The sequence below is a fragment of the Allorhizobium sp. Av2 genome (assembly GCF_021462805.2).
GTDB lineage: Bacteria > Pseudomonadota > Alphaproteobacteria > Rhizobiales > Rhizobiaceae > Allorhizobium > Allorhizobium vitis_G.
In genome coordinates this window covers 288,612-310,690 of record NZ_CP192697.1, presented here as the reverse complement: position 1 = coordinate 310,690, position 22,079 = coordinate 288,612, and the positions used below count along the sequence as shown (strand labels likewise).

Genomic DNA, 22,079 nt, shown 5'->3' with positions numbered 1-22,079 from the left:
TGTCAGGTCCGGTCGAGTACAACAAATCTTAATATATAAGACGTCCGAAGCCTGAAACGATTATGGTAAGAGAATGTCTTGAAGGGGAAGCGACCCTTTTTACAAGCAACAATGGATAAGCGATGTCGGAAGCGCCCAAGATCCTGATTGTAGAAGATGACGAGCAGATTGCCGGCATGGTCCGCGATAGCCTCAACGAGCAAGGAATGCTCGTCGAGGTCGCAGCGGATGGCGCCGACATGGACGCCAAGATGCGTGCACTGGAGTTCGATCTCGTCGTCCTCGATGTGATGCTGCCCGGAGAGGACGGATTTAGCATCTGCAGGCGGCTTCGAGGCAGCGGCGATATTCCCATCCTGATGTTGACCTCGGTAAGCAGCGATATCGACCGTGTCGTCGGTCTGGAAATCGGCGCTGACGACTATGTCACAAAGCCTTTCGTTCTCAGGGAGTTGACGGCACGGATCAAAGGTCTTCTCAGGCGCTCCAGAGTGACATCTCAACGGCCAGACAGTTTACGGAAAAGCTTTTTCCGCTTCGATGGATGGCAGGTTGATCCTGCCCGGCGGCAGATCCACGATCCAAGCCACGCTCGCGTTGCGATGACCACCCATGAGTTCGATCTGCTGCTGGCCTTCTGCCAAAACCCTGGACGCGTGCTGACCAGGGAGCAATTGCTGAGCGCGACCCATGCGGGCCTGGCAGGCCCGATCGAACGCAGCATTGATGTCCATATCAGCCGGTTGCGACAGAAGATCGAAAAAGACCCGCGGGACCCGGCGCTTTTGAAAACGGTTCGCTTGGGTGGCTATGTCTTCACTGCTGTCGTGGAAGAGGTTCATGTCTAGGAATTTCCGCGCATTACCAAGAACCCTTCGCGGCCAAATCACCGTCATCATTCTCCTGGCATTGGTCACCGTCATCTTAACAGGCAGGACATTGGAAAATGTCGCGAAAAATGATTACGCCATCCCCAATCTGGAAAGCACCGCCACACAGGTCAGGACCCTCGCGCTTGTTTTGGCACAGGCCTCTCCTGACGAACGCACCTCCATTCTAACCAACGCGCAACGCGCAGGCTTGGAGGTCTCGCTTGCACCGATATCGCTGGCTGACAAGTTCAAGACCTCCCCCGAGTTCCAGGGTTTTGCCGAGACATTTGTCGATTTTCTGTTTCCGCCTGACGGGGAACCGCCCCTTGGCGGCTGGCGCGCGTTTCTGGATGGCCGTCGTGTGTTTGCCGAGAAAGTGGATGACCAGACAATGGTTATATTTTTCGGTCTTCCCGATACGATTCTGACGACTTCGTTTCTCAGTCAGACGACATATTACTTTATCGCGGTGGTCGTCTTGATGGCTTTTTTCTTCGCCTTTGCGATCAGGGCGGTGACCGAACCGATAAAGAGAATATCCGTGGCGGCGATAAAGTCGGATATCAACAATAGCTCCCAGATTTTCGAGGAGCGCGGCACGATTGAGATCCTACTGCTTGCCCGTGCGCTGAACGGCATGCGAAATCGTATTCGCATCATGGTGGATGGCCGGACCCGAATGCTGAGGGGGATTAGCCATGATGTTCGCACTCCCTTGACGCGGCTCAGATTGCGCTCGGAGCGCATGGAGGCCGGTGCCTTGCGGGAAGCCCTGCTGACGGATATCGATCATATCGATGATCTTCTGACCGAAAGCCTGAACTATCTCCGTGATGATTTTGCAACCGAAGGCATTGAACGCGTTGATGTTGCGAGCATCCTGCAAACCGTTTGCAGTGATTTTTCAGACATAGGCTTCGATGTCGAATATCAGGGGCCGAACAAGCTGATTGCCAACTGCCGACCGCTGTCAATCATGCGGGCAGTCACCAATCTTTGCGACAATGCCACAAAGTTTGGAAAGACCATCCTCGTCAAACTCCAGGTCAATGGCCCGGTTTTTTCGATCCTGGTGATCGATGACGGACCAGGCATTCCCAAAGATCTCAGAGAAAAGGTTTTCGAACCGTTTTTCAAAGGAGACGCTTCGCGTAGCAAACGCGCCGGTTTTGGTCTGGGTCTGTCGATTGTCGCAGATATAGCACATGCCCATCAGAGCAAAATTACGCTGCTGTCCAATCACCCGACGGGCCTTATTGTCCGGATCGACATACCCCAGCTCGCGCTTTAGGGACGTCTTGAGATGCGTGATACGGAATGGTATTGGAAATGACCCTTCTTACCGTATGGTGAAGGGCTTTTCCTCAATGGGTCCGGCGTGCGCTCCGCGTATGGCTGTGATCCAGCGCAGACCCAAGCGCTTGCGTGCCATCTTCATTACGGGCCTGCCATCCCAGTTCCGGCGCAATTTTGGTGCCAAAATCCTGTAGAATCTGCCGGTATTCGTCCTGCTCGAACTCATAGGGCAGTTCCAGACGCAGCTCCGTCACCTCGCTCAGGATCGGGTCGGCATGGAGCCATTCGAGAATATCGTCGGAACTGCCAACCAGATCACGCGGGAAAAGCGTACGGCGCTCCCCATTCGGGTGCAGCGTTCGCTCCAGACGCCCAGCGGCAAAATCGAGATATTTGCGCCGGGTCGGAGCATCGGCATTGTCGAGCGGCACAATCACCCGGCCTAGCGCCACCCGGCTGGCCGCCCCGCCTGCTGCTCGGTAAAGACTGAGTTGCCGGGCCTGCGCCTCATAGAAATTGTCGGTGTCCTCACCGGACGTGACATTGCCGATCAGCAGGTTAAGGCCGTTGCTGCCTGCCCATCTGGCCGAAGCAATGGAACCGCCGCCATACCAGATCCGGTCGATCAACCCTTTCGCATGCGGTTGCAGCCGGGGGCGCTGCGGACCGAACGGCGTTTTCAACCTTGTATCTTCGCCACCAAGATAGTCGCTGCGCAAATTGTCGATCAATCGCAGAACACGGTTATGGGAAAAATCATAGCTCGTCCAATCGCCATCGAACACCTTCTTGCCGATCAGTTCAAGATGGGCGGGTAGGCCAGCGCTAACCCCGATATTCAACCGGCCAGCGGAGAGCACATCGGCCAGCGCCAGATCTTCCGCCAGCCGAAAGGGACTTTCATAGCCCAGCGGGATGACCGCCGTACCAATCTCGATCCGGCGGGTCCGCTGACTGGCGGCAGCCAGGAAAACCGCCGCAGAGGAAATGCCCGGCTCCAGATGGCGATGGCGTACCCAGGCCGAGTCGAAGCCGAGCTGTTCGCCGAATTCAAACAGGTTCAGCGTGGTTTCAAGGCCGGACAAAGGGTCGGTTTCCGGATAATTACCCGGGATCAAGAAACCGATATGATTGATCGCAATGGCCATGCAACGGTCCTTTTATGCGGGAGAAATGATCATCGGAGCCTTCAATAACTTGGCAGGCCGGGCGGATTGACCTGCGATTCTGTCAGGCCCTCATGGGAAAGACCCCAGCGCGCCAAAGCTGCCTGATATGTCCCCCCAGCAATCAGATCGTTGATGGCAAGGGTAATCGGTTCCGCCAAACCGCTGCCCTTGCGGGTGGTGACACCGACATCCGCCGTCAACGGCCAGCCGGCATTGACGGTACCCACCAGCCGCTTGCGGTGCAGCGTTGCCGCCTGCCAGGCCTGCATGGCGTTGGGTCCGAAATTGGCATCGGCCCGGCCCGATTGCAGCGCCAGATCGGCGGCGGCCTCGTCGTCGTAATATTGCAGTTCCAGCGGTTTCAAGCCGTTTGCCCTGTTCTGCTTGTCCCATTCCAGAAGTATCCGCTCCTGGATCGTCCCGGAGGCGACGATGATCCGCAAACCGGCGACATCCTTCTGCTCTTTCAACACCGTGATCGGGCTATCGTTCTTGACGTAAAAGCCATGCATCCCATGCCGGTAAGTGGAGAAATCGAATTTCTGCTTGCGTTGCTCGGTGACACCGACATTGGAGATAACCGCATCATATTTGCCAGAGGTAAGTCCCAGCGGCCAATCCGCCCAGGCGACCGAAACAAGGTCCAGCTTCAGACCAAGGCTTTCCGCCACCAGAAGGGCAAGATCTGGATCGAAGCCAACCACCGTGCTGGCATCCGTTGCATAGGCCGCAATCGGCGGAGAACCGACTGCAACGGCAACTGTCAGGGTTCCAGGGGAGACGAATTTATAATTCGACGGAAGAGCGGCTACGGCCTTTGCATCCTGTTCTACATGCAGGCGGCCCGGCTGCTGCGGCGACAGATCGAAGGGTTCGGCCGAAACCGGCGAAACCGCTTGCAGTAAGAGCATCAAGGCGGCAAGAGCCCGGCTTATCCGCCGCATGGCATAATCCATGGAAACCTCCTGAAAATATGGGGCGGAGCTGATGACCGCCCCAAAGCTGTGCGGGGTTACGAACCGCTCTTCGGCAGGCCAGGCGGATTGGTGCGACTTTCCGGAATGGCTTCCGCCGTCAGGTTCCAACGCTTCAGCACCTCGCCATATTTGCCGGTTTTGATCAGAGCGTTTGTGGCAATGGTCAAGGCATCGGCAAGTCCCGCATTCTTGCGGGTCACGGTGGCGATATCTGCCGTCAACGGCCAGCCGCCGTTGACATTGCCGACCAGCCGCGTGTTGCCCTTGATCAGCGCACCATAGGCCTGGCTGGCATTGGTGTTGAACCGCACATCGGCACGTCCCGACTGAAGCGCCAGATCGCTGGCGGCGCTATCCTCGTAATATTGCACCTCGATCGGCTTCAGGCCAGCAGCGACGTTCTGGCGATCCCAGTCCAGAATGATCTTTTCCTGATTGGTGCCGGAGGAGGTAATCAGCTTCAGACCCGCGACATCCTTCGGTTCCTTGATTTCGGTAATCGGGCTGTTTTTGGCGACGTAAAAGCCAAGCAGATCACGGCGATAGGTTGAGAAATCGTATTTCTCCTTGCGTTGCTCCGTCACGGTGACATTGCTGATGACAGCATCGTATTTGCCCGAGACAATGCCGAGCGGCCAATCCGCCCAGGCGACCGGGACAATTTCAAGCTCTAATCCCAACGAATCCGCCAGCAATTGGGCAAGATCCGGGTCCGCTCCAACGATCGTCTTGGCATCGGATGCATAAGTGACGACCGGCGGATCGAAAGGGCTGACAGCCACCGTGAATTTGCCTGGCGTCGTGAATTTGAACCCGGGCTTGATCGCTGCAATGGCCGCCTCGTTTTTCTCGGCCCGCACCCGGTTCGATATGTCAGGGCTCAGATCGAATTTATCAGCAGCCAAGGCGCTGTCTGCGGCCAATGCCGTGAATGCGGCCAGGGCCAGGCCCGGCAGGATTTTCCGAAATGTCATGCTGCTCTCCAGTCAGAAAGTGGGGGTGATGGGTTTGAGTTTCAGTTTTAGTTTCGGTGCGGGCGCTCACAACACCTTGGCCAGGAATTCCTGGGTGCGCGGGTGAGCGGCATGGCTAAAGATCCGTTCTGGGGTATCGACATCAAGCACGCGCCCGCCTTCCATGAAGACGACCGTATCGGCGACTTCACGGGCAAAGCCGATTTCATGGGTGACGATCACCAGTGTCGTACCGGTGCGCGCCAGTTCCTTGATCACATCGAGCACTTCCCCCACCAGTTCAGGGTCGAGCGCCGAGGTCGGTTCGTCGAACAGCAGAACCTTGGGCTTCAGCGCCAGCGCCCGGGCGATCGCCACACGCTGCTGCTGGCCGCCGGACAATTGCCGGGGATAGGCATGGATCTTGTCGCTGAGGCCGACACGGGCCAGCAGGTCCTGGGCCAGCAGAATGGCCTCGTCGCGTGGCAGGCCAAGCACAGCAATCGGCGCTTCGATCAGGTTTTCAAGCACGGTCAGATGCGGGAAGAGATTAAAGCTCTGGAACACCATGCCGATCTCAACGCGGCGTTTCAGGATGTCCTTCTCCTTCAACTCGTAAAGCACATTGCCGCGTCTGTTATAACCGACCAGTTCGCCATCGACCGAGATGAAGCCGTGATCGACACGCTCCAGATGGTTGATGCTGCGCAAAAGCGTCGATTTGCCAGAACCAGAGGGGCCAAGAATTGCCGTGACGCTTCCGGCTTTCAGCGTCAGATCGACACCATCCAGAACCTTGAGATGACCGAAACTCTTCGACACATTCTGGATGCGCACCACACCGCCCTGGCGAAGCGCGGTCAAATCCTTGAGGGCAGACCGGCGATTGGCCGTCACCGCTGACACCGTTGTCAATGCCGCCCGCCCGAAGAACGCCCGGAATGGCAAGGGCTTCGGATTGCGCAGCGCACCCTTGGAAAAATGCCGTTCGATATAGTGCTGGGCGACCGAAAGCACCGTCATGATCACCAGATACCAGGCCGTGGCGACCATCAGCAGCGGAATGACTTCCAGATTGCGGCGATAGATGACCTGGACTGTATAGAACAGTTCCGGCAGCGCCAGCACATAGACAATGGACGTGGCCTTGGCCAGGCCGATGATCTCATTGAAACCGGTCGGCAGGATGGTGCGCATTGCCTGCGGCAGCACAATCCTGAAGGCCTGGCGACGGCGCGGCAGGCCAAGGGCAGCCGCCGCCTCCAACTGGCCCTGATCGACCGAGAGAATGCCACCACGAACGATTTCGGCAAAGAAAGCCGACTGGTTGAGCGTCAACCCGATAAAGGCGGCGGCAAATGGCGTCAGCAATTGCACGGTCGGGTAATCCACCAGCACCTGGCCGGTAAAGGGTACGGCAATGTGAATGGTTTCATAGAGATAGCCGAGATTGTTGAGCACCAGCAGCAGTACGATCATCGGGATGGAGCGCAGCAGCCAGATATAGCCCCAGGACAGGCCAGACAGCAGCGGTGAGCGCGACACCCGCGCCAGCGCCAGTGCCGTCCCCAGGACCGAGCCGCTGATGGTGGCCAGCACAGTCAGCAACAGGGTCCGGCCAAGCCCGGCCAGAACCGGCTCCGCAAAGAACCATTGTGCAAACACGCTCCAGCCCCAGCGTGGATTGGTAAAGGTGGAATAGAGCGCTGCAATGATGACAACCGCCGCAAACACCGTGCCAACAATCCGGGCCGGGTAGCGGGCAGGAACGACCTTCAACCGCGAAAGATCATGGGGTTGATCGCTGGCGACATCCACATGCCGGATGCCTGGAAAGTCCGAAGTGAGAGCCATGGCGCCGTCCTTTCTGAAGAGGGTGGGCTGAAAGGTTGAGAAGAACTATACTGAGACGGCGCGGCGCTCCGGGCGAAGCTGCGGCTTTTCATCGCCTACGGCGAGATGGCGGATGTCCTTCTCGAAGGGCAGTGTACGATGGATTTCTGGATCGACCGCCGGATCGAACAGGGCGCTATAGCCATTTTTCAAATAGAGCCCAACCGCCTCCGGCTGGCGAAAGCCGGTGGTGAGGTAGATCCGTCCATAGCCCTGCCGCGCCGCCTGGACTTCCAGTTCGGCCAACACGATACGTGCGAGCCCCTGGCGCCGGTAATCGGGATGGGTCCAGATGCGTTTGAACTCGGCGGTGGTCTCGTCATAGAACTTGAAGGCACCGCCGCTGATCGGCTGGCCATCGCGCAGCAGCAGCAGGAAATTGCCGAACGGTGGCTGAAAGGCTTCCGCAGGATAGCGGTTGATTTCCGCGACCGCGCCCTCCGCGCTGAAAAACGTCCCGTAGCGACCGTCATATTCACGGATCAGATCGTCGATCAGCGGCTTGGCCAAGGGATCGAGCGGCGAGGTGTAAACGAAGGTATCGGTCATGGCGGTGCACATCCTCTAGATAATCTTGGCCGAAGCCGGGGATGACAGGTAGCTCTCCACCAGCCGCACCCAGTAGTGAGCGGCGGGCAGAATGATCTCGTCGTTGAAGTCATAGCTCGCGCTGTGCAGCGGAGCGCTGTCGCCATTGCCGACAAACAGATAGCTGCCGGGCCGCGCTTGCAGCAGAAAAGCAAAGTCCTCGCTTGCGGTGCGCGGTTTGAAATCGGCGATCACCTTGTCGTCACCGAAGGTTTGCAGTGCCACCTGGCGAGCAAAGGCGGTTTCATCGGCATGATTGAGAACGGGCGGAAAACCAAAGCGATAATCGACCTGCGCCCTCGCCCCGAAGCTTTCGGCTTGCGCACGCGCCAGTGCCGGGATGCGTTCGCTGAGCTGCTGCCTGACATCTTCGTTGAATGTGCGCACTGTCAGCTTCAGCTCGACACTTTCGGGAATGACATTGGACGCCGAACCGCCATGGATCGAGCCGACAGTAATCACCGCCATCTCCCGCGGATCGACATTGCGCGACACGATGCTTTGCAGGGCGGTGATCAGCGAGGCTGACGCCAGGACCGGATCGACGCCGCGATGCGGTTCCGCCCCATGGCCGCCCTTGCCGACCACTGTGATATGGGCCTGATCGACAGAGGCCATGGCCGGACCCGGCACGAAGCCGAAATGACCGGCGGGAACATCCGGCCAATTGTGCAGGCCAAACACCGCATCAACGGGAAAGCGCTCGAACAAGCCCTCGGCCAGCAGTTTCTTCGCGCCCGCGCCGATCTCCTCGGCGGGCTGAAAAATCAGCCGAACCGTGCCATCGAATTCACTCGTCTCGGCCAGATAGCGGGCCGCTGCAACCAGGATCGCGGTATGACCGTCATGGCCGCAGGCATGCATGACGCCTTTGGTACGACTGGCATAGGCAAGCCCTGTCGCTTCGTGAATGGGCAAGGCGTCCATATCGGCGCGAAGACCGATGATCCGGCTGCCACTCCCCTTTTTCAGACTGGCGACGATGCCTGTTCCAGCAATGCCATGCTCCACCTGATAGCCAAAGGAGGCCAGATAGGAGACGACCAGATTGCTGGTGCGCTTTTCCTGAAAGGCCAATTCCGGATTTTGATGGAGTTCCCGCCGAAAGGCGATGATCTCATCCAGATAGGCACGGATTTTCTTTAGCCCCCGGTCTTGCATCAGGGGGCTGTCAATGGCGATGTTCATGGGTTGCTTTCAGCTGGTGCGCTTAGAGCATTTCCAGCAAAAGTGCAGTGCGGTTTTGCGTCCGGAAATGCGTTAAAAAAGAGGTAGAGTATTCATGCGTTTCCAGGAAACGCAGGAATGCTCTAGCTGGCTGCCCGTGTTGTCTGATCGTCTGATTTCACCGCATAGCGGCTTACACGGAAGGGCAGACCGAGATGATCGCGCAACGTGTCACCCTGTAAGTTGCGATCAAAATAGCCCCGCGCTTCAAGACGTGGCAGCACATGGGCGACAAAGTCATCCAGTCCTTCCGTGATGACCGGAAAGCCCAGAATGAAACCATCGGCGGCACCGCCATCGACCCAGCGAATAATCTCATCAGCAATCCGGTCGGGTGTGCCGACAAAGGAGCTGCGGGGTGTTGCAGCTTCCAGCGCCACTTCGCGCAAGGTCTGGCCCTTTTCCCTGGCGTTTTTCTTGATTTTGTCGGTGGTGGAGCGGAAACTGTTTTTGCCAATATCGCCAAGCTCCGGGAAAGGCTCATCCAACGGATACTGGCGGAAATCATGATGATCGAAGAACCGACCCAAAAACAGCAATGCTTCTTCAATCGTCACCAAGGCGCTGATTGCCCGATATTTTTCATCCGCTTCTTCCTGCGTGGCACCAACAATCGGCCCGATGCCGGGAAAAATCAGCACATCGCTGGCGCTACGGCCTTGGGCAATGGCGCTCTGCTTGATCTGCTTGGCAAAGGCCTGCCCTTCTTCGAAACTCGCGCCATTGGTAAAGACCGCATCGGCATGTTTGCCCGCCAAATGAATGCCTGAATCCGAAGACCCCGCCTGAAACACCACCGGTTGACCCTGCCGGGAGCGGCCAATATTGAGCGGGCCCTCGACGCGGAAGAAACGGCCCTTATGGTCCAGCCGATGCAGCTTTTTCTGGTCAAAGAACGCACCCGTATCGCGGTCGCGCACGAAGGCGTCATCGTCCCAGCTGTCCCAGAGGCCCTTGACCACATCCAGATATTCCTCGGCAATCTGGTAGCGCAGCGAGTGCTCGGGATGTTCGCGGCTATAATTGCGGCCGGAGCCTTCCAGCGGCGTGGTCACCGCATTCCATCCGGCCCGTCCGCCGCTGATATGATCAATAGAGGCAAATTGCCGGGCAACGGTAAACGGGTCCGAATAGGAGGTGGAAATCGTCCCGACCAGCCCGATTTTTGAGGTGGATGCGGCCAGTGCCGAGAGAATGGCAATCGGCTCGAACCGGTTGAGAAAATGCGGAATGGAATGCTCGTTGATATACAGTCCGTCGGCGACAAAGGCGAAGGCGAAACCAGCAGCTTCCGCCTTACGGACGGTTTCAACATAGAAGGGAAAGTTGACGCTGGCGTCAGCGGGAACGCTTGGATGTTTCCAGGCATTCATGTGACCGCCCGGACCGTGCAACATCACGCCAAAATTGATGGATTTCTTGCTCATGAGAACATCTTTCTCTAAAAATCAGGCGGCGAGAGACAGGCGCGAACCGGCAATCAACTCAATGGCATTGAGCCGAAAAGCCGACTGCGCAACGGGGATGTCGATGATGAATTCGCTCACTCCAAGCGTGGCATGAAGGGCATCAAGCTCGTTTCGGACTTGCTCGCCCGTGCCTGCCAGAACATGCGGGGTCTTTTCTTCAACCCGGTAATCCGACACGCCGGACTGGCACGCAAACTCGGCAGCCTGTTCGGCATTACCGACATTGACGCTTTGACCATTGGCCAGAATCACCTTGAAGATCTTGATGTCAGCCACCAGGCTTCTCGCCGTCTCTTGCGTGTCGGTAGCCAAAGCGGCCAGAGCCAGAACGGGAACCTTGCCACCGGTCTCACGACGATAAACATCAAAGGTCTCCTGCAGATTGTGCTGGTCACCATTCAAATGACCGGCGAACACCAGCGTCCAGCCTTTTGCCGCGGCCAGCTTTGCGCTGGCGACACTGGCACCAAGCAGGAAACGCTCTGCCGGAACGGGCGGCACCGGCGTTGCCAGCAAGGCATTGGCAGCAGCGGCATCAGCCAGCAGATAGCGGTTCAAATCCTCAAGCTGTTCCTCGAAATCGGCAGGGGCAGCCGCTTTCCGGCCCGCTTGCAAAGCGCGGATGGCGTAGGGAAATCCGCCCGGTGCCTTGCCGACACCCAGATCCACCCGGCCCGGCGCCAGCGCTGCCAGCAGATTGAAGGTTTCTGCAACCTTATAGGCGCTGTAATGCTGAAGCATGACGCCGCCGGAACCGATTCTGAGCCGCGACGTCCTGGCCAGGAGATAGGCAATCATCACCTCTGGCGCCGAACTGGCAAGCGTCGGCAGGTTGTGATGTTCCGCAAGCCAGAAGCGCCGATAGCCAAGGTCTTCGGCGCGCAGGGCAAGAGCGACCGTCGCTTTCAAGGCATCGGCGGCAACAGCACCCGGTTCGACCGGGCTTTTGTCAAGCAGGCTAAGGGCATAGGTCATGGTAGATCGTCAGCTCCAATTCTTATTTATACATTAAATATGTAGATTTAATGTTTTATAAGAAATGGTTTTTCATTTTTTCCCGTGATGGTAGAAAATTGCAAGGGAAAAGGAGGGTGTGGAAAACCGTTTAAGAGAGACGACAGGCGGCATTGACTGTGTTGAGGGCCAGAGCTGCGCCATGGAGTTGCATGGTAGAAGCCGCCGGCAAGTTTCCAAACTCAACAGAGAACCGATCAAGTTGGCTCGCTCGTTACCGATGTGAGCACGGGCGAAGGTCCAAATTACTCAGCATCCGATATTGGCATCAGCTGGAACAGCATTCAATCGGCATGGTAAGATTGTAATTGGCAATCAGACCGGTCCACAGGGCAAACAAATTGTCACCCATTCCCATAACGGCGATTCTGCTGCTAAAGTCTGTCCGGTTCAGATAGACCGGCCATCCTGTTTGTATCGTTGGACGCTCCGGGCAATCACCATCGATTGGTAAGTCTGTCACCCGGCCCCCTGATACAGTCTATCTCGTTGGCGGGGCCGCTGTACTTTCCCGGATATGCAAGCTGACCGATATTTCCCGGGATTGAGGCGAGGTTATCTCGCCTCCAAGACACAGAACGAGTTGTTCTGCGGCAATGCGTCCGATTTCCTTGTTATCGACAGACATCGTGGTGAGTGCCGGAGACAATCGAGACGAGAGTTCCAGATCGTCGAAACCCGTCACCGAAAAATCGCCCGGAACGCTTGCTCCCATCTGTGCCAAACCCATCAGCACGCCGAGTGCCAGAGTATCATTTCCGCAAATGATCGCAGTCGGACGAATGTCCGTTGGCTCTTGCGCGAGCCGCTTGGCGCTTTCGATGCCAAAATCCAGACTGGCCTTGTCACTGATCAAATGATCGGGCGAAAGTTCCAATCCTGCTGCACTAAGGGCGGTTGTGATACCGCTGAGGCGCGCGACCACGCGGTCATTATTGTCTTTAGGCTGCATGACCACAGCGATACGTCGATGGCCAAGGCCTATCAGATAATCGGTCATCCGGGCAAAGGCTGCGGCATTATCGAAGCCCACCATGGCATGCGAGGCGCCCTGTCGATAAGCATAGGTCAGCACATAGGGAATGCCGAGATTGTCCAGATTGTCGTAGAGCGCCTGAGGATGGGATTCGCCCGCCAGCGCCAGTGCCTCCACGCCGCGCTCGATCATGGCTTTTGCCTGTTGGAAACCCAGTTCAGGATCGTAATTCGAACAGGCGATGAGAAGGTTCAATCCGTGTTCGGCAAACACCCGCTGCATTGCACCGACCTGATGGGAGAAGATTTCATTGTCCAGCGTTGGGATGATGACACCGGCAATATGGGTGCGGTTCGATGCCAACGCCCGGCCAGCGGCATTCGGAACCCAACCCAGGGCCTTTGCGGTCGAGAAAATGCGCTCGCGTGTTTCAGGAGAAACCCTTTCGGGCGTGTTGAAAGCACGAGAAACCGTGGCTGTCGAAACGCAAGCCCTGCGCGCAACCTCCTCCAGCCTTGCCCTGCCGCTGCCTTCACGGGTGCGTTTCAGAGGGGTTGTGGGCCGATCAGGCGTTTCTGTCATTGCGTCTCCGCTTGCGCAAGTTGTCGTATGTCTTCGTTAGCTCGAAAATCGCCAGTCTGAAATGGCGCCCCTTATCAAGTTGGCTCGATACAAGCCGATTTAAAGTCACACATTGATTTTTTGAAAGAAAAAGACCGTTGACAGATTTTTGAAATAATCTCATGTAAGCGCTTACATACAGTCGCGGGGAGGAGCTTGCGATTGCCATGCGGGACACCTTTCAACCCCCACAGCACGGTAATCCACAGGCGACGCGGGATACTCCAACCGCAACGGACATCCAAGGAGGAGAGACGTCATGAGCACCATTGTCAGTTCCGAGCCCTCGGCTCCACTGGGGTCGACCCAAGCCAAAGCACCGCCCCGTGTCCGGCGCATGCAGATCACCTCGCTTTGCCTGCTGGTGGTGGCTGGCGTCATCAATTACATGGATCGCGGGACGCTGGCGGTTGCCAATCATCGGATCACCGAAGACATGGGCTTGACCCTCGGTGAAATGGGCCTGCTGCTCTCGGCATTTTCCTGGAGCTATGCGCTGGCGCAGCTTCCGGTTGGGGCAATGGTGGACCGTCTCGGACCGCGTCGCCTTTTGGGTTTCGGTCTGGTGTTCTGGTCGCTGGCCCAGGCCGCCGGAGGTTTTGTCACGTCCTTTACCCAGTTTATCCTGAGCCGTATCGGTCTGGGCATTGGTGAAGCGCCGCAATTTCCGTCGGCTGCCCGGGTTGTCAGCAACTGGTTCCCGGTGAGCAAGCGCGGCGTGCCCACAGGCATCTTCAATTCAGCATCGCCATTGGGCACAGCTATTGCGCCTTTGCTGCTCACCCAGCTTCTGATCGTTCTGGATTGGCGCTGGGTCTTCATCATCACCGGTGCCGCTGGCCTTGTCATGGCTGTGCTCTGGTTTCTGCTGTATCGCGATCCAAAGGACATGGGGCTGACCGCAGAGGAACGCTCGTACCTCTCTTCGGAGACGGAAGAAAAGCAGCAGAAGGTGACGCTTGCCGATTGGGGCCAGCTGTTTTCCTATCGCGCCACCTGGGGCATGATCCTTGGCTATTTCGGCAATGTTTACCTTAACTGGGTTTATCTCAGCTGGTTGCCATCTTATCTGGTCAACGAGCGGCATATGAGCCTTGCCCGCACCGGTTTCATGGCCTCCGTGCCATTCTTCTGCGGCTTTATCGGTTGCCTCGTGGCTGGCTGGCTGTCGGACAAGATCATTAAGAAAACGGCGGCTTCACCGGTCCGTGGTCGTCGCATTCCTGTTGTCATCGCCATGCTTGGCATGGCTGCCTTTACGGTTCCCGCAGCGCTGGTTGCCGACAATAACATTGCGATTTTCTGCATTTCCGTGGTGATCTTCCTCACCAATGCCGCCTCTGCCTGCTCATGGGCGCTGGTGACAGCCGTTGCTCCAAAAAACCGAGTGGCGTCGCTGGGTTCCCTCCAGAATTTTGGCGGCTTCCTGGGTGGCTCTCTGGCTCCGATCGCAACGGGTTTCATTGCGGAATACTCGTCTTTCGTGCCTGCCTTGCTGACGGGTGCTGCTATCGCCTTTGTGGGTGCCGCCAGCTACTTCTTCCTGGTTCGTGAACCGATGGACCAGTCATGAGGCCAACCGCCTTTTCCTCACATACCGCTTTCCGGGAGATCCCGGAAAGCGCATTCGAAATCCAATAACGGACATTGATGATGACCAGCAAAGCTCAATCTATCCAAGGCATTATTCCCGTCATGCTCACGCCCTTTCTTGAGGATGGGCAGATCGATTACCCCGGTTTGGAACGCCTCATCGAATGGTATGTCGCCAATGGCTCCGGGGCTTTGTTCGCAGTCTGCCAGTCCAGCGAAATGATGTTCCTGTCGCTGGATGAGCGTGTGGCGCTGGGTCGTTTCGTGGTGGAAAAGGTAGCTGGTCGCCTTCCAGTCGTTGTGTCCGGCCATATCAGCGACGATCTGGACACGCAGATTGAGGAATTGCAGGCCATGAGCCGGGTTGGCGCAGATGGGCTGATCCTCGTGACCAACCATCTCGACCCCAAGAAAGAAGGCACAGCTGCCTTCAAGACAACACTGGACACGCTTTTATCCGTGCTGCCGGAGGACCTGCCGCTTGGTCTTTACGAGTGCCCGGCCCCCTATCGCCGTTTGCTGAGCGATGAGGAACTGACCTATTGCGCCCATACCGGTCGTTTTATCATGCTCAAGGACGTGAGCTGTGATCTTGATACGGTCAAGCGTCGCTTGGGGCTGACCAAAGGCACACCGCTGAAAATCCTCAATGCCAATGCTGCCATTGCCTGGGATGCGATGAAGGCAGGCGTGCCGGGTTTCAACGGCGTCTTCACCAATTTCCATCCCGATCTCTACAACTGGCTGTGGCGCGAGGGTGAAAAGCATCCAGAACTGGCTGACGAACTGGCCACTTTTCTTGTGCTGTCAGCTGTTTCGGAGGCCCTCGGCTATCCGGCACTTGCCAAGCTCTACCACCAGCGGATCGGCACGTTTGACAGCATTCGCTGCCGGGTGATTGATTATGACATTCGTGAGCGCTTCTGGGCGCTGGATGCTGTGTTGGATAAAATCGTTGAAGGCACCGAGCATTTTCGTGCGCAGATTGCCAAACTCTGAGGCGAGTGCCGTCACCGGGATCAGAAGCGCCAAATGTATTCTGATCTCGGCTCCAACCCGCATTCCCTAACATTTCAGGAGATTTCCCATGATCACCGGCTCCCTTCATCATTGGCAATTTTACCGCGCCACTTTGCCAGCCTGCCTCATCCGCGCCATGGAGGCCGTCACGGCTCTCGATCTATCCAGCTTGCCTACCGGGCGACATGAGATCGACGGAGAGGACATTTTCCTGCTGATCCAGGAACTGTCGACCAAACCGGCCAACCAGCTTCGTCCAGAGGCTCATCGCCGCTATATCGATATCCAGATCCTGCTTGAGGGACAGGAAGCCTATGGCGTGGCCTTTCCCGACCCTCACCTTGTTCCGATTGACGACCGGCTGGAGACCCAGGATATCGCCTTTTATCCCGCACGACCCAGCGAATACTCTGTGGAGCTTAGCGCCGGCGATTTCATCGTGTTCTTCCCGGGAGAGTTTCACCGTCCCTGCTGCGAGATCGGAGCCCCCTTGGCGATCCGCAAAGCAGTCATCAAGATCGACTCCAGGCTACTGGCTTCTCAATAATGTTTCCGATGATCCAAGCGGATGATGTCGAGGATGCGTGAGCATCTTCGAGATTTGATTAGGCGCCTGTCAGGTTCATGCTGAACCAGACAGGCTCTACGGCATTATTATAGCGGCTTTACCAGTGCCTTGCCCGATCAGGAAACGCGATTGGAGTAGTAGAGTCCGAAATTCAAAGCCAGCATGACCAGCAAAATTCCGATCGCCACCACAATAAAATAACCGATCCTTTTAAGAGCACTCCACGGTTTGTTCTTTCGGCTGAAGGCTGCAAAACCAGCAGCGCCGAGGGAGATACCGAGAATGGCGGGGAGTGACAGCATGTTCATCATCTTTCTTCATTTCAGGCACCGGTTTGGTTTTTATTCGATGCACAAACCAACTTTCTGGCGCATGCTGTCCGCAGCCTGCCGAATGCCGACCTGCGGAAGCTATCTGTCCATAGGTGTGAAGTCCCCCGATACCCCCTGTCGTGCTCAATAACGCGGAGGGTGGAAAGCGGCAAACGGAAATTTCAGCCGAACGCATTTCGTTGGGAACAACCAATTCTGATCACGCTGGTTGCAAAAGAACGGAGCAGTTTTAACATAACGCCGCTGATAGGTTTTGCTTATCGTGCCTATCAATAAATCCAACTTAAATTTAACATCGACCTCCTCTATGAAGATGCCAGGGATAATTTCCGTCAGGCCCTTTATGCCATTTCCCGGTTAAAATCGGGCGAGCCGTCATACGAGAGCACATTGTCGACACTACGAAATTGAATGGTCGACGGAAGATGCCCCTGAGTGGATAAAGTATGAGGATATCAAGGGAGAATCCTATGGATACCAAGGTTGAAACTGGTGGAAAATGTCCGGTTGCACATGGGGCAGCTGGCGCGAAGGGTCGCGGTAATCGCGATTGGTGGCCTGAACAGCTCGATGTGCAGATCCTTCACCAAAAGAACAAGATCGCCGATCCAATGGGCCCTGACTTCGATTATGCCGAAGAATTCAGGAAGCTCGACTATGAAGCCCTGAAGAGTGATCTCCATGCGTTGATGACCGATTCTCAGGATTGGTGGCCAGCCGACTTCGGCCATTACGGTGGCCTCTTCGTCCGCATGGCATGGCACAGCGCAGGCACCTATCGCATCACCGATGGCCGCGGCGGCGCAGGCGCCGGGCAGCAGCGTTTCGCGCCGCTCAACAGCTGGCCGGACAATGCCAATCTGGACAAGGCACGTCGCCTGCTCTGGCCGATCAAGCAGAAATACGGCAACAAGATTTCCTGGGCCGATCTCTTCGTTCTGACCGGCAATGTCGCCCTGGAATCCATGGGCTTCAAGACCTTTGGTTTCGCTGGCGGCCGCGCCGACACATGGGAACCAGAAGAGCTGTTCTGGGGTCCGGAAGGCACCTGGTTGGGTGATGAACGCTACAGTGGCGAACGCCAGCTGTCCGAGCCGCTTGGCGCCGTGCAGATGGGCCTTATCTACGTCAACCCGGAAGGCCCCAATGGCAATCCAGATCCGATCGCTGCAGCCCGTGACATCCGCGAAACGTTCAGCCGTATGGCAATGAACGACGAGGAAACCGTCGCGTTGATCGCTGGCGGTCACACGTTCGGAAAGACGCATGGCGCGGGCGATCCGTCTTTGATCGGTGCCGAGCCGGAAGGCGGCGCGCTTGAAGATCAGGGCCTGGGCTGGAAAAGCAAGTTCGGCACTGGTTTCGGCGCAGACACGATCACCGGCGGACCGGAAGTTACCTGGACGCAAACCCCGACCCGTTGGAGCAATTTCTTCTTCGAAAACCTGTTCAACTTCGAATGGGAACTGACAAAAAGCCCGGCTGGCGCCCATCAGTGGAAGGCAAAGAACGCCGAAGCCTCCATCCCGGATGCCCATGATCCGTCCAAGAAGCATCTTCCGACCATGCTGACGACAGACCTGTCGCTGCGGTTCGATCCGGCTTACGAAAAGATCTCGCGCCGCTTCCTGGAAAACCCCGATCAGTTCGCTGACGCTTTCGCCCGCGCCTGGTTCAAGTTGACCCACCGCGACATGGGGCCAAAGGTTCGTTATGTCGGTCCGGAAGTGCCATCAGAAGATCTCATCTGGCAGGATGTCATTCCTCCCGTCGATCATCCGCTTGTCGACGATAGGGATGTGGCCGATCTGAAGGCCAAGGTTCTGGCGTCTGGTCTTTCGGTGCAGGAACTGGTTTCGACAGCATGGTCATCGGCTTCGACTTTCCGGGGTTCTGACAAGCGCGGCGGTGCCAATGGCGCCCGTATCCGTCTTGCTCCGCAGAAGGACTGGGACGTCAACCACCCGGCGCAGCTTGCCAAGGTCCTTAGCGTTCTCGAAGGAATCCAGCAGGAATTCAATGCTGCCCAATCTAGCGGCAAAAAGATTTCCCTGGCCGATCTGATCGTGCTTGCCGGTGCAGCAGGCGTCGAGAAAGCAGCCAAGGCTGGCGGTCACGATGTGACCGTTCCGTTTACCCCAGGCCGGACAGATGCCTCGCAGGAGCAGACCGATGTCGCCTCCTTCAATGCATTGAAGCCACGCGCCGATGCTTTCCGCAACTATCTGAGCGGGCATCAATTCATGAAGCCGGAAGAAGCGCTTGTTGACCGTGCACGGCTTCTGACCCTGACAGCACCTGAAATGACCGTTCTCATCGGTGGTCTGCGCGTGTTGAAGGCCGGACAGCCGGAACACGGTGTCCTTACTCGCAATCCCGAGGCGCTGACGAATGATTTCTTCGTCAACCTGCTCGACATGCGCACGCAGTGGGCGCCGGTTGCAGGCAAGGAGGGCGTCTATGAAGGGCGAGATCGCAAGAGCGGCGAACTGCTTTGGACGGGGACCCGCGTCGACCTGATCTTCGGATCGCACTCCCAGCTTCGCGCATTGGCGGAAGTCTATGCGCAGTCGGATATCAAGGAAAAGTTCGTCAAAGACTTCGTTGCAGCCTGGACGAAAGTGATGAACGCCGATCGTTTCGATCTGGTCTGATCAATGACATTGAACGGGACGCGGCATCTGCCGCGTCCCGTCAGATTACTGGCACCCCCAGCCGGACCTCGTGGCGATGCCGCCTTTGCGAAATGCAGCGCCTTATCGCATCCCTCCCCTTTGCATACCCGCGCCACATTCAAAACCAAGCGCACCGCTCGATGCAGTGCCGAGTGGATACGGATTGCTGAGTCGGAAAGGCCTTTGCGGCAATTGAAGACGCATTGAGCAAACCATGCGTACCCTCCCCGATAAGCTATACTCCTCCGGTACAATAACACGTCACGTTACGCCGCCATTGAATCCTGATTGCACAAAGGGTTAAACAGGAACCGCGGCGTCAAGGAAACAGCACCGCCTTGGACTAAGCACGCTCAGAATTTCTGGACAGTGCTGCGACGGATTGCGCCATTCATCTCTTAAAGGGATATCTATTGGGCAAGGGATGCCACCAGAGCGGATATTGTAGAGTCAATCAGACGGAAAAATAATTTGAGATCCAACGGTTTTATTCGGCTTTTCGGTATGCGCAACGATGCCTCATTCGATACCGAACGGGCGCAGGCAATCATGCGCATTGCCGTTATTTTCATAACCGCCGCCTATGTCATGCCCCTGGTCGCAAATGGTGCCACGCCTCCAGAAGGGCAAAGTTTCTATTGGCTGTTTGCGATTTACATCCCCTATTCCTTCCTGCTGCTCCTGTGGATCGTTCTGCGGCCAGGCGTCAACATGCTGCGGCGAACCGTGGTTACGCTGCTCGACTATACGTTCACGACATTTGCGATGTCCGTCGGCGGGGCGCCACTTTTCCCGATTGCAGCACTTGTCGTCTGGCATACGGTTGTCAGCGGCTTACGTTTCGGCCCCAAGCATTTGCTTCCGGCGACGGCATTGGCGTTGAGTTCTTTCGCAATCGCCACTTATTTCAATGTCTATTGGCAGCAGAACCCTTATGTCGTGCTGACATTCATAATGATGGCAATTCTGGCCCCATCCTACACGCTGGCATTCTTGCTTCGGCTTCAAACTGCCTATGCCGCCGAGCAGGAAGCAAACCTGTCAAAATCGCGGTTTCTTGCCCATGCCAGCCATGACCTTCGCCAACCTATCCACGCCATCAGCCTGTTTACGGCTTGCTTGCGCGACGCAGGGCTGAAACAGGAAGAACTGGCGATGGTCGACAATATCGATCGATCGCTGCAAAGCGTGTCACGACTGTTCAAATCCTTGCTCGATATTTCCACCCTGGACAGTGGCAAACTGATCCCGCAGATGGAAACGGTAGCGATTGCCGATATTCTCAATGAGGTTGTCGATCAGAATATGGAGGCCGCACAGAAAGCCGGATCACAGCTACGGCTCGTCAATTGCACAAAATTTGTTGCGGTTGATCGGTCTCTGCTGAATACGATTCTGCAAAATATCCTGAGCAACGCGATTAAATATGCCGGGGGCCGTAAAATCCTGATCGGCTGCCGCCGCAGGGGCGGCAGCCTGACCATTCAGGTTTATGACCAAGGCCCCGGCATTGCGCCAGAGCATCACCTTCGCATATTCGAAGAGTTTTATCAGGTCCGTGAGCGGGGTGACAAGGATGTCGACGGGGTCGGCCTGGGCTTGGCAATCGTCAAGCGCCTCGGCACCCTCATGGGGTTGCAGGTCTCATTGCGGTCGGTCGTCGGAGCGGGAACGGCGATCTCCGTATCGGGATTGAAGATTGCCGTCCCCATGAAGGTTTTGAGCGCGGAGCAGATAGCGCCATCCGCTACCAATCCGGCTCATGGCCTGCGCGTGCTGCTTGTTGAAGACGATGAGGCCGTGCTGCTTGCCACGGCCAGCCTGCTGCGCAAATGGGGCTGTACGGTTCAGGCAGAAACAGCGATCCCCTCCGTGCTGCACCATTGCGATCTGCTGATAACGGACTTTGATCTCGGCGGACGCATGACAGGCACGGAATGTATCGCCAAGGTGCGCCAGCTTGCCGGTTGGAAAGTACCAGCTGTGGTGATGACGGGACACGCTCCCGCGAGAGTGATCGAGGATATCGCCGACAGTGAAATACCGATCCTCTCGAAGCCGGTTCGCCCCGCCGAGCTTCGCTCGGCAATCCTGCTACCTGGAATCGGAGTTCCGTTCCGATGAGCCAGCAGAGGTCGGCACCAATCCCATTGCAATCCCCTTGGTCACGGCCCCGGCGCGGGTCGCCACGCCAAGTGCGCGGAAGATAGCCGAGACATGGATGCGAACCGTGAAAGGGGAAATGCCGAGAATGATCGCAATCTCCTTATTGGTCCTGCCCTCGGCAAGAAGATGCAAAACATCGTGCTGGCGTTGGCTTAGCGTCGGGCTGACATAACTGGCGATGGCGTTTGTCGACGCTGGCACCTGAACGACAACGTCACCTTCGCGAACCGCCCGCAGGATTTCCTTTATCTCATCCGGCAGGGCTGCTTTATTGATGAACCCATTGATCCCGGCATTCATGACGGTATCGACCAAAGCTTTGTCGCTGGCCATGGTGACCACGACGATCGACGCCAGGCGAAATTCTTCGCGAAGCGCGCGCAAATTCGATACGATACTGTTTCCCTCAAAAAACAGGTCCAGTATGAACATGCTGGGCGGGAAAGGATTGGCTCTTGCAATTTCAAGAGCGGCTTCGAGAGTGTCGGTGGACGCAATTTTTGAATGCGGCAAAAGTTGCCGAACCAAAGCGAAAATGCCCTCCCGGAATATCGGGTGATCATCAGCGATAATAATGAATTCGTCAGTCATATAAATTTATGATCCGCTTCATCTCCATTTATACCAAGGCTTGAAGATGCCTGCGCATCCTCGCCTGGAAGGCATTGCA

The 22,079-nt window shown here is 56.7% G+C and carries 18 protein-coding genes; 7 read left to right on the top strand and 11 right to left on the bottom strand.

All coding sequences use genetic code 11. The features are described from left to right. Nucleotides 1-122: 122 nt before the first annotated feature. Both FS819_RS19420 and FS819_RS19415 read left to right on the top strand, forming a co-directional pair. Nucleotides 123-848 (top strand): response regulator transcription factor, encoded by a 726-nt coding sequence (locus tag FS819_RS19420; protein ID WP_070167919.1) that lies wholly within the window; start codon nt 123-125, stop codon nt 846-848. Next, a complete protein-coding gene (locus tag FS819_RS19415) occupies nt 841-2,163 on the top strand; it encodes an ATP-binding protein (protein WP_156547262.1) in 1,323 nt (440 codons plus the stop codon). The genes FS819_RS19420 and FS819_RS19415 overlap by 8 nt, the downstream gene beginning before the upstream one ends. A gap of 73 nt (nt 2,164-2,236) precedes the next feature. On the opposite strand, the gene FS819_RS19410 is transcribed toward FS819_RS19415, so the two are convergent. The 9 genes from FS819_RS19410 to FS819_RS19370 form a co-directional block, all read right to left on the bottom strand. Then, nucleotides 2,237-3,316, bottom strand: a complete 1,080-nt coding sequence (locus FS819_RS19410) for an LLM class flavin-dependent oxidoreductase (RefSeq protein ID WP_156547261.1) — start codon at nt 3,314-3,316, stop codon at nt 2,237-2,239. A gap of 41 nt (nt 3,317-3,357) precedes the next feature. Continuing rightward, the gene (locus FS819_RS19405) at nt 3,358-4,293 is read right to left on the bottom strand and encodes an ABC transporter substrate-binding protein (protein ID WP_156547260.1); all 936 of its coding nucleotides are present in this window, start codon (nt 4,291-4,293) and stop codon (nt 3,358-3,360) included. A gap of 56 nt (nt 4,294-4,349) precedes the next feature. Continuing rightward, nucleotides 4,350-5,288: an ABC transporter substrate-binding protein gene (locus FS819_RS19400; protein WP_156547259.1), complete on the bottom strand. Its 939-nt coding sequence runs from the start codon at nt 5,286-5,288 to the stop codon at nt 4,350-4,352. A gap of 66 nt (nt 5,289-5,354) precedes the next feature. Then, on the bottom strand, nt 5,355-7,121 hold the full coding sequence (locus FS819_RS19395) for an amino acid ABC transporter permease/ATP-binding protein (RefSeq protein ID WP_156547258.1): 1,767 nt from the start codon (nt 7,119-7,121) through the stop codon (nt 5,355-5,357). Nucleotides 7,122-7,166: 45 nt separating this feature from the next. Further along, a complete protein-coding gene (locus tag FS819_RS19390) occupies nt 7,167-7,721 on the bottom strand; it encodes a GNAT family N-acetyltransferase (protein ID WP_156547257.1) in 555 nt (184 codons plus the stop codon). Nucleotides 7,722-7,724: 3 nt separating this feature from the next. After that, nucleotides 7,725-8,936: a M20 aminoacylase family protein gene (locus FS819_RS19385; RefSeq protein ID WP_156547256.1), complete on the bottom strand. Its 1,212-nt coding sequence runs from the start codon at nt 8,934-8,936 to the stop codon at nt 7,725-7,727. A gap of 122 nt (nt 8,937-9,058) precedes the next feature. Beyond that, nucleotides 9,059-10,402, bottom strand: coding sequence for an LLM class flavin-dependent oxidoreductase (locus FS819_RS19380; protein ID WP_156547255.1), 1,344 nt, complete (start codon nt 10,400-10,402; stop codon nt 9,059-9,061). Nucleotides 10,403-10,423: 21 nt separating this feature from the next. Then, entirely contained in the window at nt 10,424-11,419 is a 996-nt protein-coding gene (locus FS819_RS19375; protein WP_156547254.1) for an MsnO8 family LLM class oxidoreductase, read from the bottom strand. A 520-nt stretch (nt 11,420-11,939) separates the two neighbouring features. Continuing rightward, complete coding sequence (locus FS819_RS19370) at nt 11,940-13,016, bottom strand: LacI family DNA-binding transcriptional regulator (protein WP_156547253.1); 1,077 nt, start codon at nt 13,014-13,016, stop codon at nt 11,940-11,942. A gap of 298 nt (nt 13,017-13,314) precedes the next feature. Between FS819_RS19370 and FS819_RS19365 the strand changes: the two genes are divergently transcribed. The 3 genes from FS819_RS19365 to FS819_RS19355 all read left to right on the top strand — a co-directional run bounded on the left by FS819_RS19365 (nt 13,315) and on the right by FS819_RS19355 (nt 16,215). Further along, nucleotides 13,315-14,628: an MFS transporter gene (locus tag FS819_RS19365; protein WP_156547252.1), complete on the top strand. Its 1,314-nt coding sequence runs from the start codon at nt 13,315-13,317 to the stop codon at nt 14,626-14,628. 77 nt (nt 14,629-14,705) lie between these two features. Further along, a complete protein-coding gene (locus tag FS819_RS19360; RefSeq protein ID WP_197434031.1) occupies nt 14,706-15,647 on the top strand; it encodes a dihydrodipicolinate synthase family protein in 942 nt (313 codons plus the stop codon). 88 nt (nt 15,648-15,735) lie between these two features. Beyond that, nucleotides 15,736-16,215, top strand: a complete 480-nt coding sequence (locus FS819_RS19355) for a NanQ anomerase/TabA/YiaL family protein (RefSeq protein WP_156547250.1) — start codon at nt 15,736-15,738, stop codon at nt 16,213-16,215. 137 nt (nt 16,216-16,352) lie between these two features. Here FS819_RS19355 and FS819_RS19350 read toward each other — a convergent pair whose 3' ends face one another. Beyond that, entirely contained in the window at nt 16,353-16,547 is a 195-nt protein-coding gene (locus FS819_RS19350; RefSeq protein ID WP_070163481.1) for a hypothetical protein, read from the bottom strand. A gap of 491 nt (nt 16,548-17,038) precedes the next feature. Between FS819_RS19350 and katG the strand changes: the two genes are divergently transcribed. After that, the gene (gene katG, locus FS819_RS19345) at nt 17,039-19,222 is read left to right on the top strand and encodes a catalase/peroxidase HPI (protein ID WP_156547249.1); all 2,184 of its coding nucleotides are present in this window, start codon (nt 17,039-17,041) and stop codon (nt 19,220-19,222) included. Nucleotides 19,223-19,747: 525 nt separating this feature from the next. Next, nucleotides 19,748-21,367: an ATP-binding response regulator gene (locus tag FS819_RS19340; RefSeq protein ID WP_156547247.1), complete on the top strand. Its 1,620-nt coding sequence runs from the start codon at nt 19,748-19,750 to the stop codon at nt 21,365-21,367. On the opposite strand, the gene FS819_RS19335 is transcribed toward FS819_RS19340, so the two are convergent. Continuing rightward, a complete protein-coding gene (locus FS819_RS19335) occupies nt 21,338-22,000 on the bottom strand; it encodes a LuxR C-terminal-related transcriptional regulator (protein WP_156547245.1) in 663 nt (220 codons plus the stop codon). The two genes, FS819_RS19340 and FS819_RS19335, sit on opposite strands and share 30 nt — an antisense overlap. Nucleotides 22,001-22,079 lie beyond the last annotated feature (79 nt).

Bases quoted from the DNA above. Each gene is read 5' to 3' on its own strand.
- FS819_RS19375 (WP_156547254.1), bottom strand. From the start codon at position 11,419: ATGACCTATGCCCTTAGCCTGCTTGACAAAAGCCCGGTCGAACCGGGT.
- FS819_RS19400 (WP_156547259.1), bottom strand. From the start codon at position 5,288: ATGACATTTCGGAAAATCCTGCCGGGCCTGGCCCTGGCCGCATTCACG.
- FS819_RS19355 (WP_156547250.1), top strand. From the start codon at position 15,736: ATGATCACCGGCTCCCTTCATCATTGGCAATTTTACCGCGCCACTTTG.
- FS819_RS19340 (WP_156547247.1), top strand. From the start codon at position 19,748: ATGCGCAACGATGCCTCATTCGATACCGAACGGGCGCAGGCAATCATG.
- FS819_RS19415 (WP_156547262.1), top strand. From the start codon at position 841: ATGTCTAGGAATTTCCGCGCATTACCAAGAACCCTTCGCGGCCAAATC.
- FS819_RS19405 (WP_156547260.1), bottom strand. From the start codon at position 4,293: ATGGATTATGCCATGCGGCGGATAAGCCGGGCTCTTGCCGCCTTGATG.
- FS819_RS19380 (WP_156547255.1), bottom strand. From the start codon at position 10,402: ATGAGCAAGAAATCCATCAATTTTGGCGTGATGTTGCACGGTCCGGGC.
- FS819_RS19335 (WP_156547245.1), bottom strand. From the start codon at position 22,000: ATGACTGACGAATTCATTATTATCGCTGATGATCACCCGATATTCCGG.
- FS819_RS19410 (WP_156547261.1), bottom strand. From the start codon at position 3,316: ATGGCCATTGCGATCAATCATATCGGTTTCTTGATCCCGGGTAATTAT.
- FS819_RS19390 (WP_156547257.1), bottom strand. From the start codon at position 7,721: ATGTGCACCGCCATGACCGATACCTTCGTTTACACCTCGCCGCTCGAT.
- katG (WP_156547249.1), top strand. From the start codon at position 17,039: ATGGATACCAAGGTTGAAACTGGTGGAAAATGTCCGGTTGCACATGGG.
- FS819_RS19360 (WP_197434031.1), top strand. From the start codon at position 14,706: ATGATGACCAGCAAAGCTCAATCTATCCAAGGCATTATTCCCGTCATG.
- FS819_RS19370 (WP_156547253.1), bottom strand. From the start codon at position 13,016: ATGACAGAAACGCCTGATCGGCCCACAACCCCTCTGAAACGCACCCGT.
- FS819_RS19420 (WP_070167919.1), top strand. From the start codon at position 123: ATGTCGGAAGCGCCCAAGATCCTGATTGTAGAAGATGACGAGCAGATT.
- FS819_RS19365 (WP_156547252.1), top strand. From the start codon at position 13,315: ATGAGCACCATTGTCAGTTCCGAGCCCTCGGCTCCACTGGGGTCGACC.
- FS819_RS19395 (WP_156547258.1), bottom strand. From the start codon at position 7,121: ATGGCTCTCACTTCGGACTTTCCAGGCATCCGGCATGTGGATGTCGCC.
- FS819_RS19385 (WP_156547256.1), bottom strand. From the start codon at position 8,936: ATGAACATCGCCATTGACAGCCCCCTGATGCAAGACCGGGGGCTAAAG.
- FS819_RS19350 (WP_070163481.1), bottom strand. From the start codon at position 16,547: ATGATGAACATGCTGTCACTCCCCGCCATTCTCGGTATCTCCCTCGGC.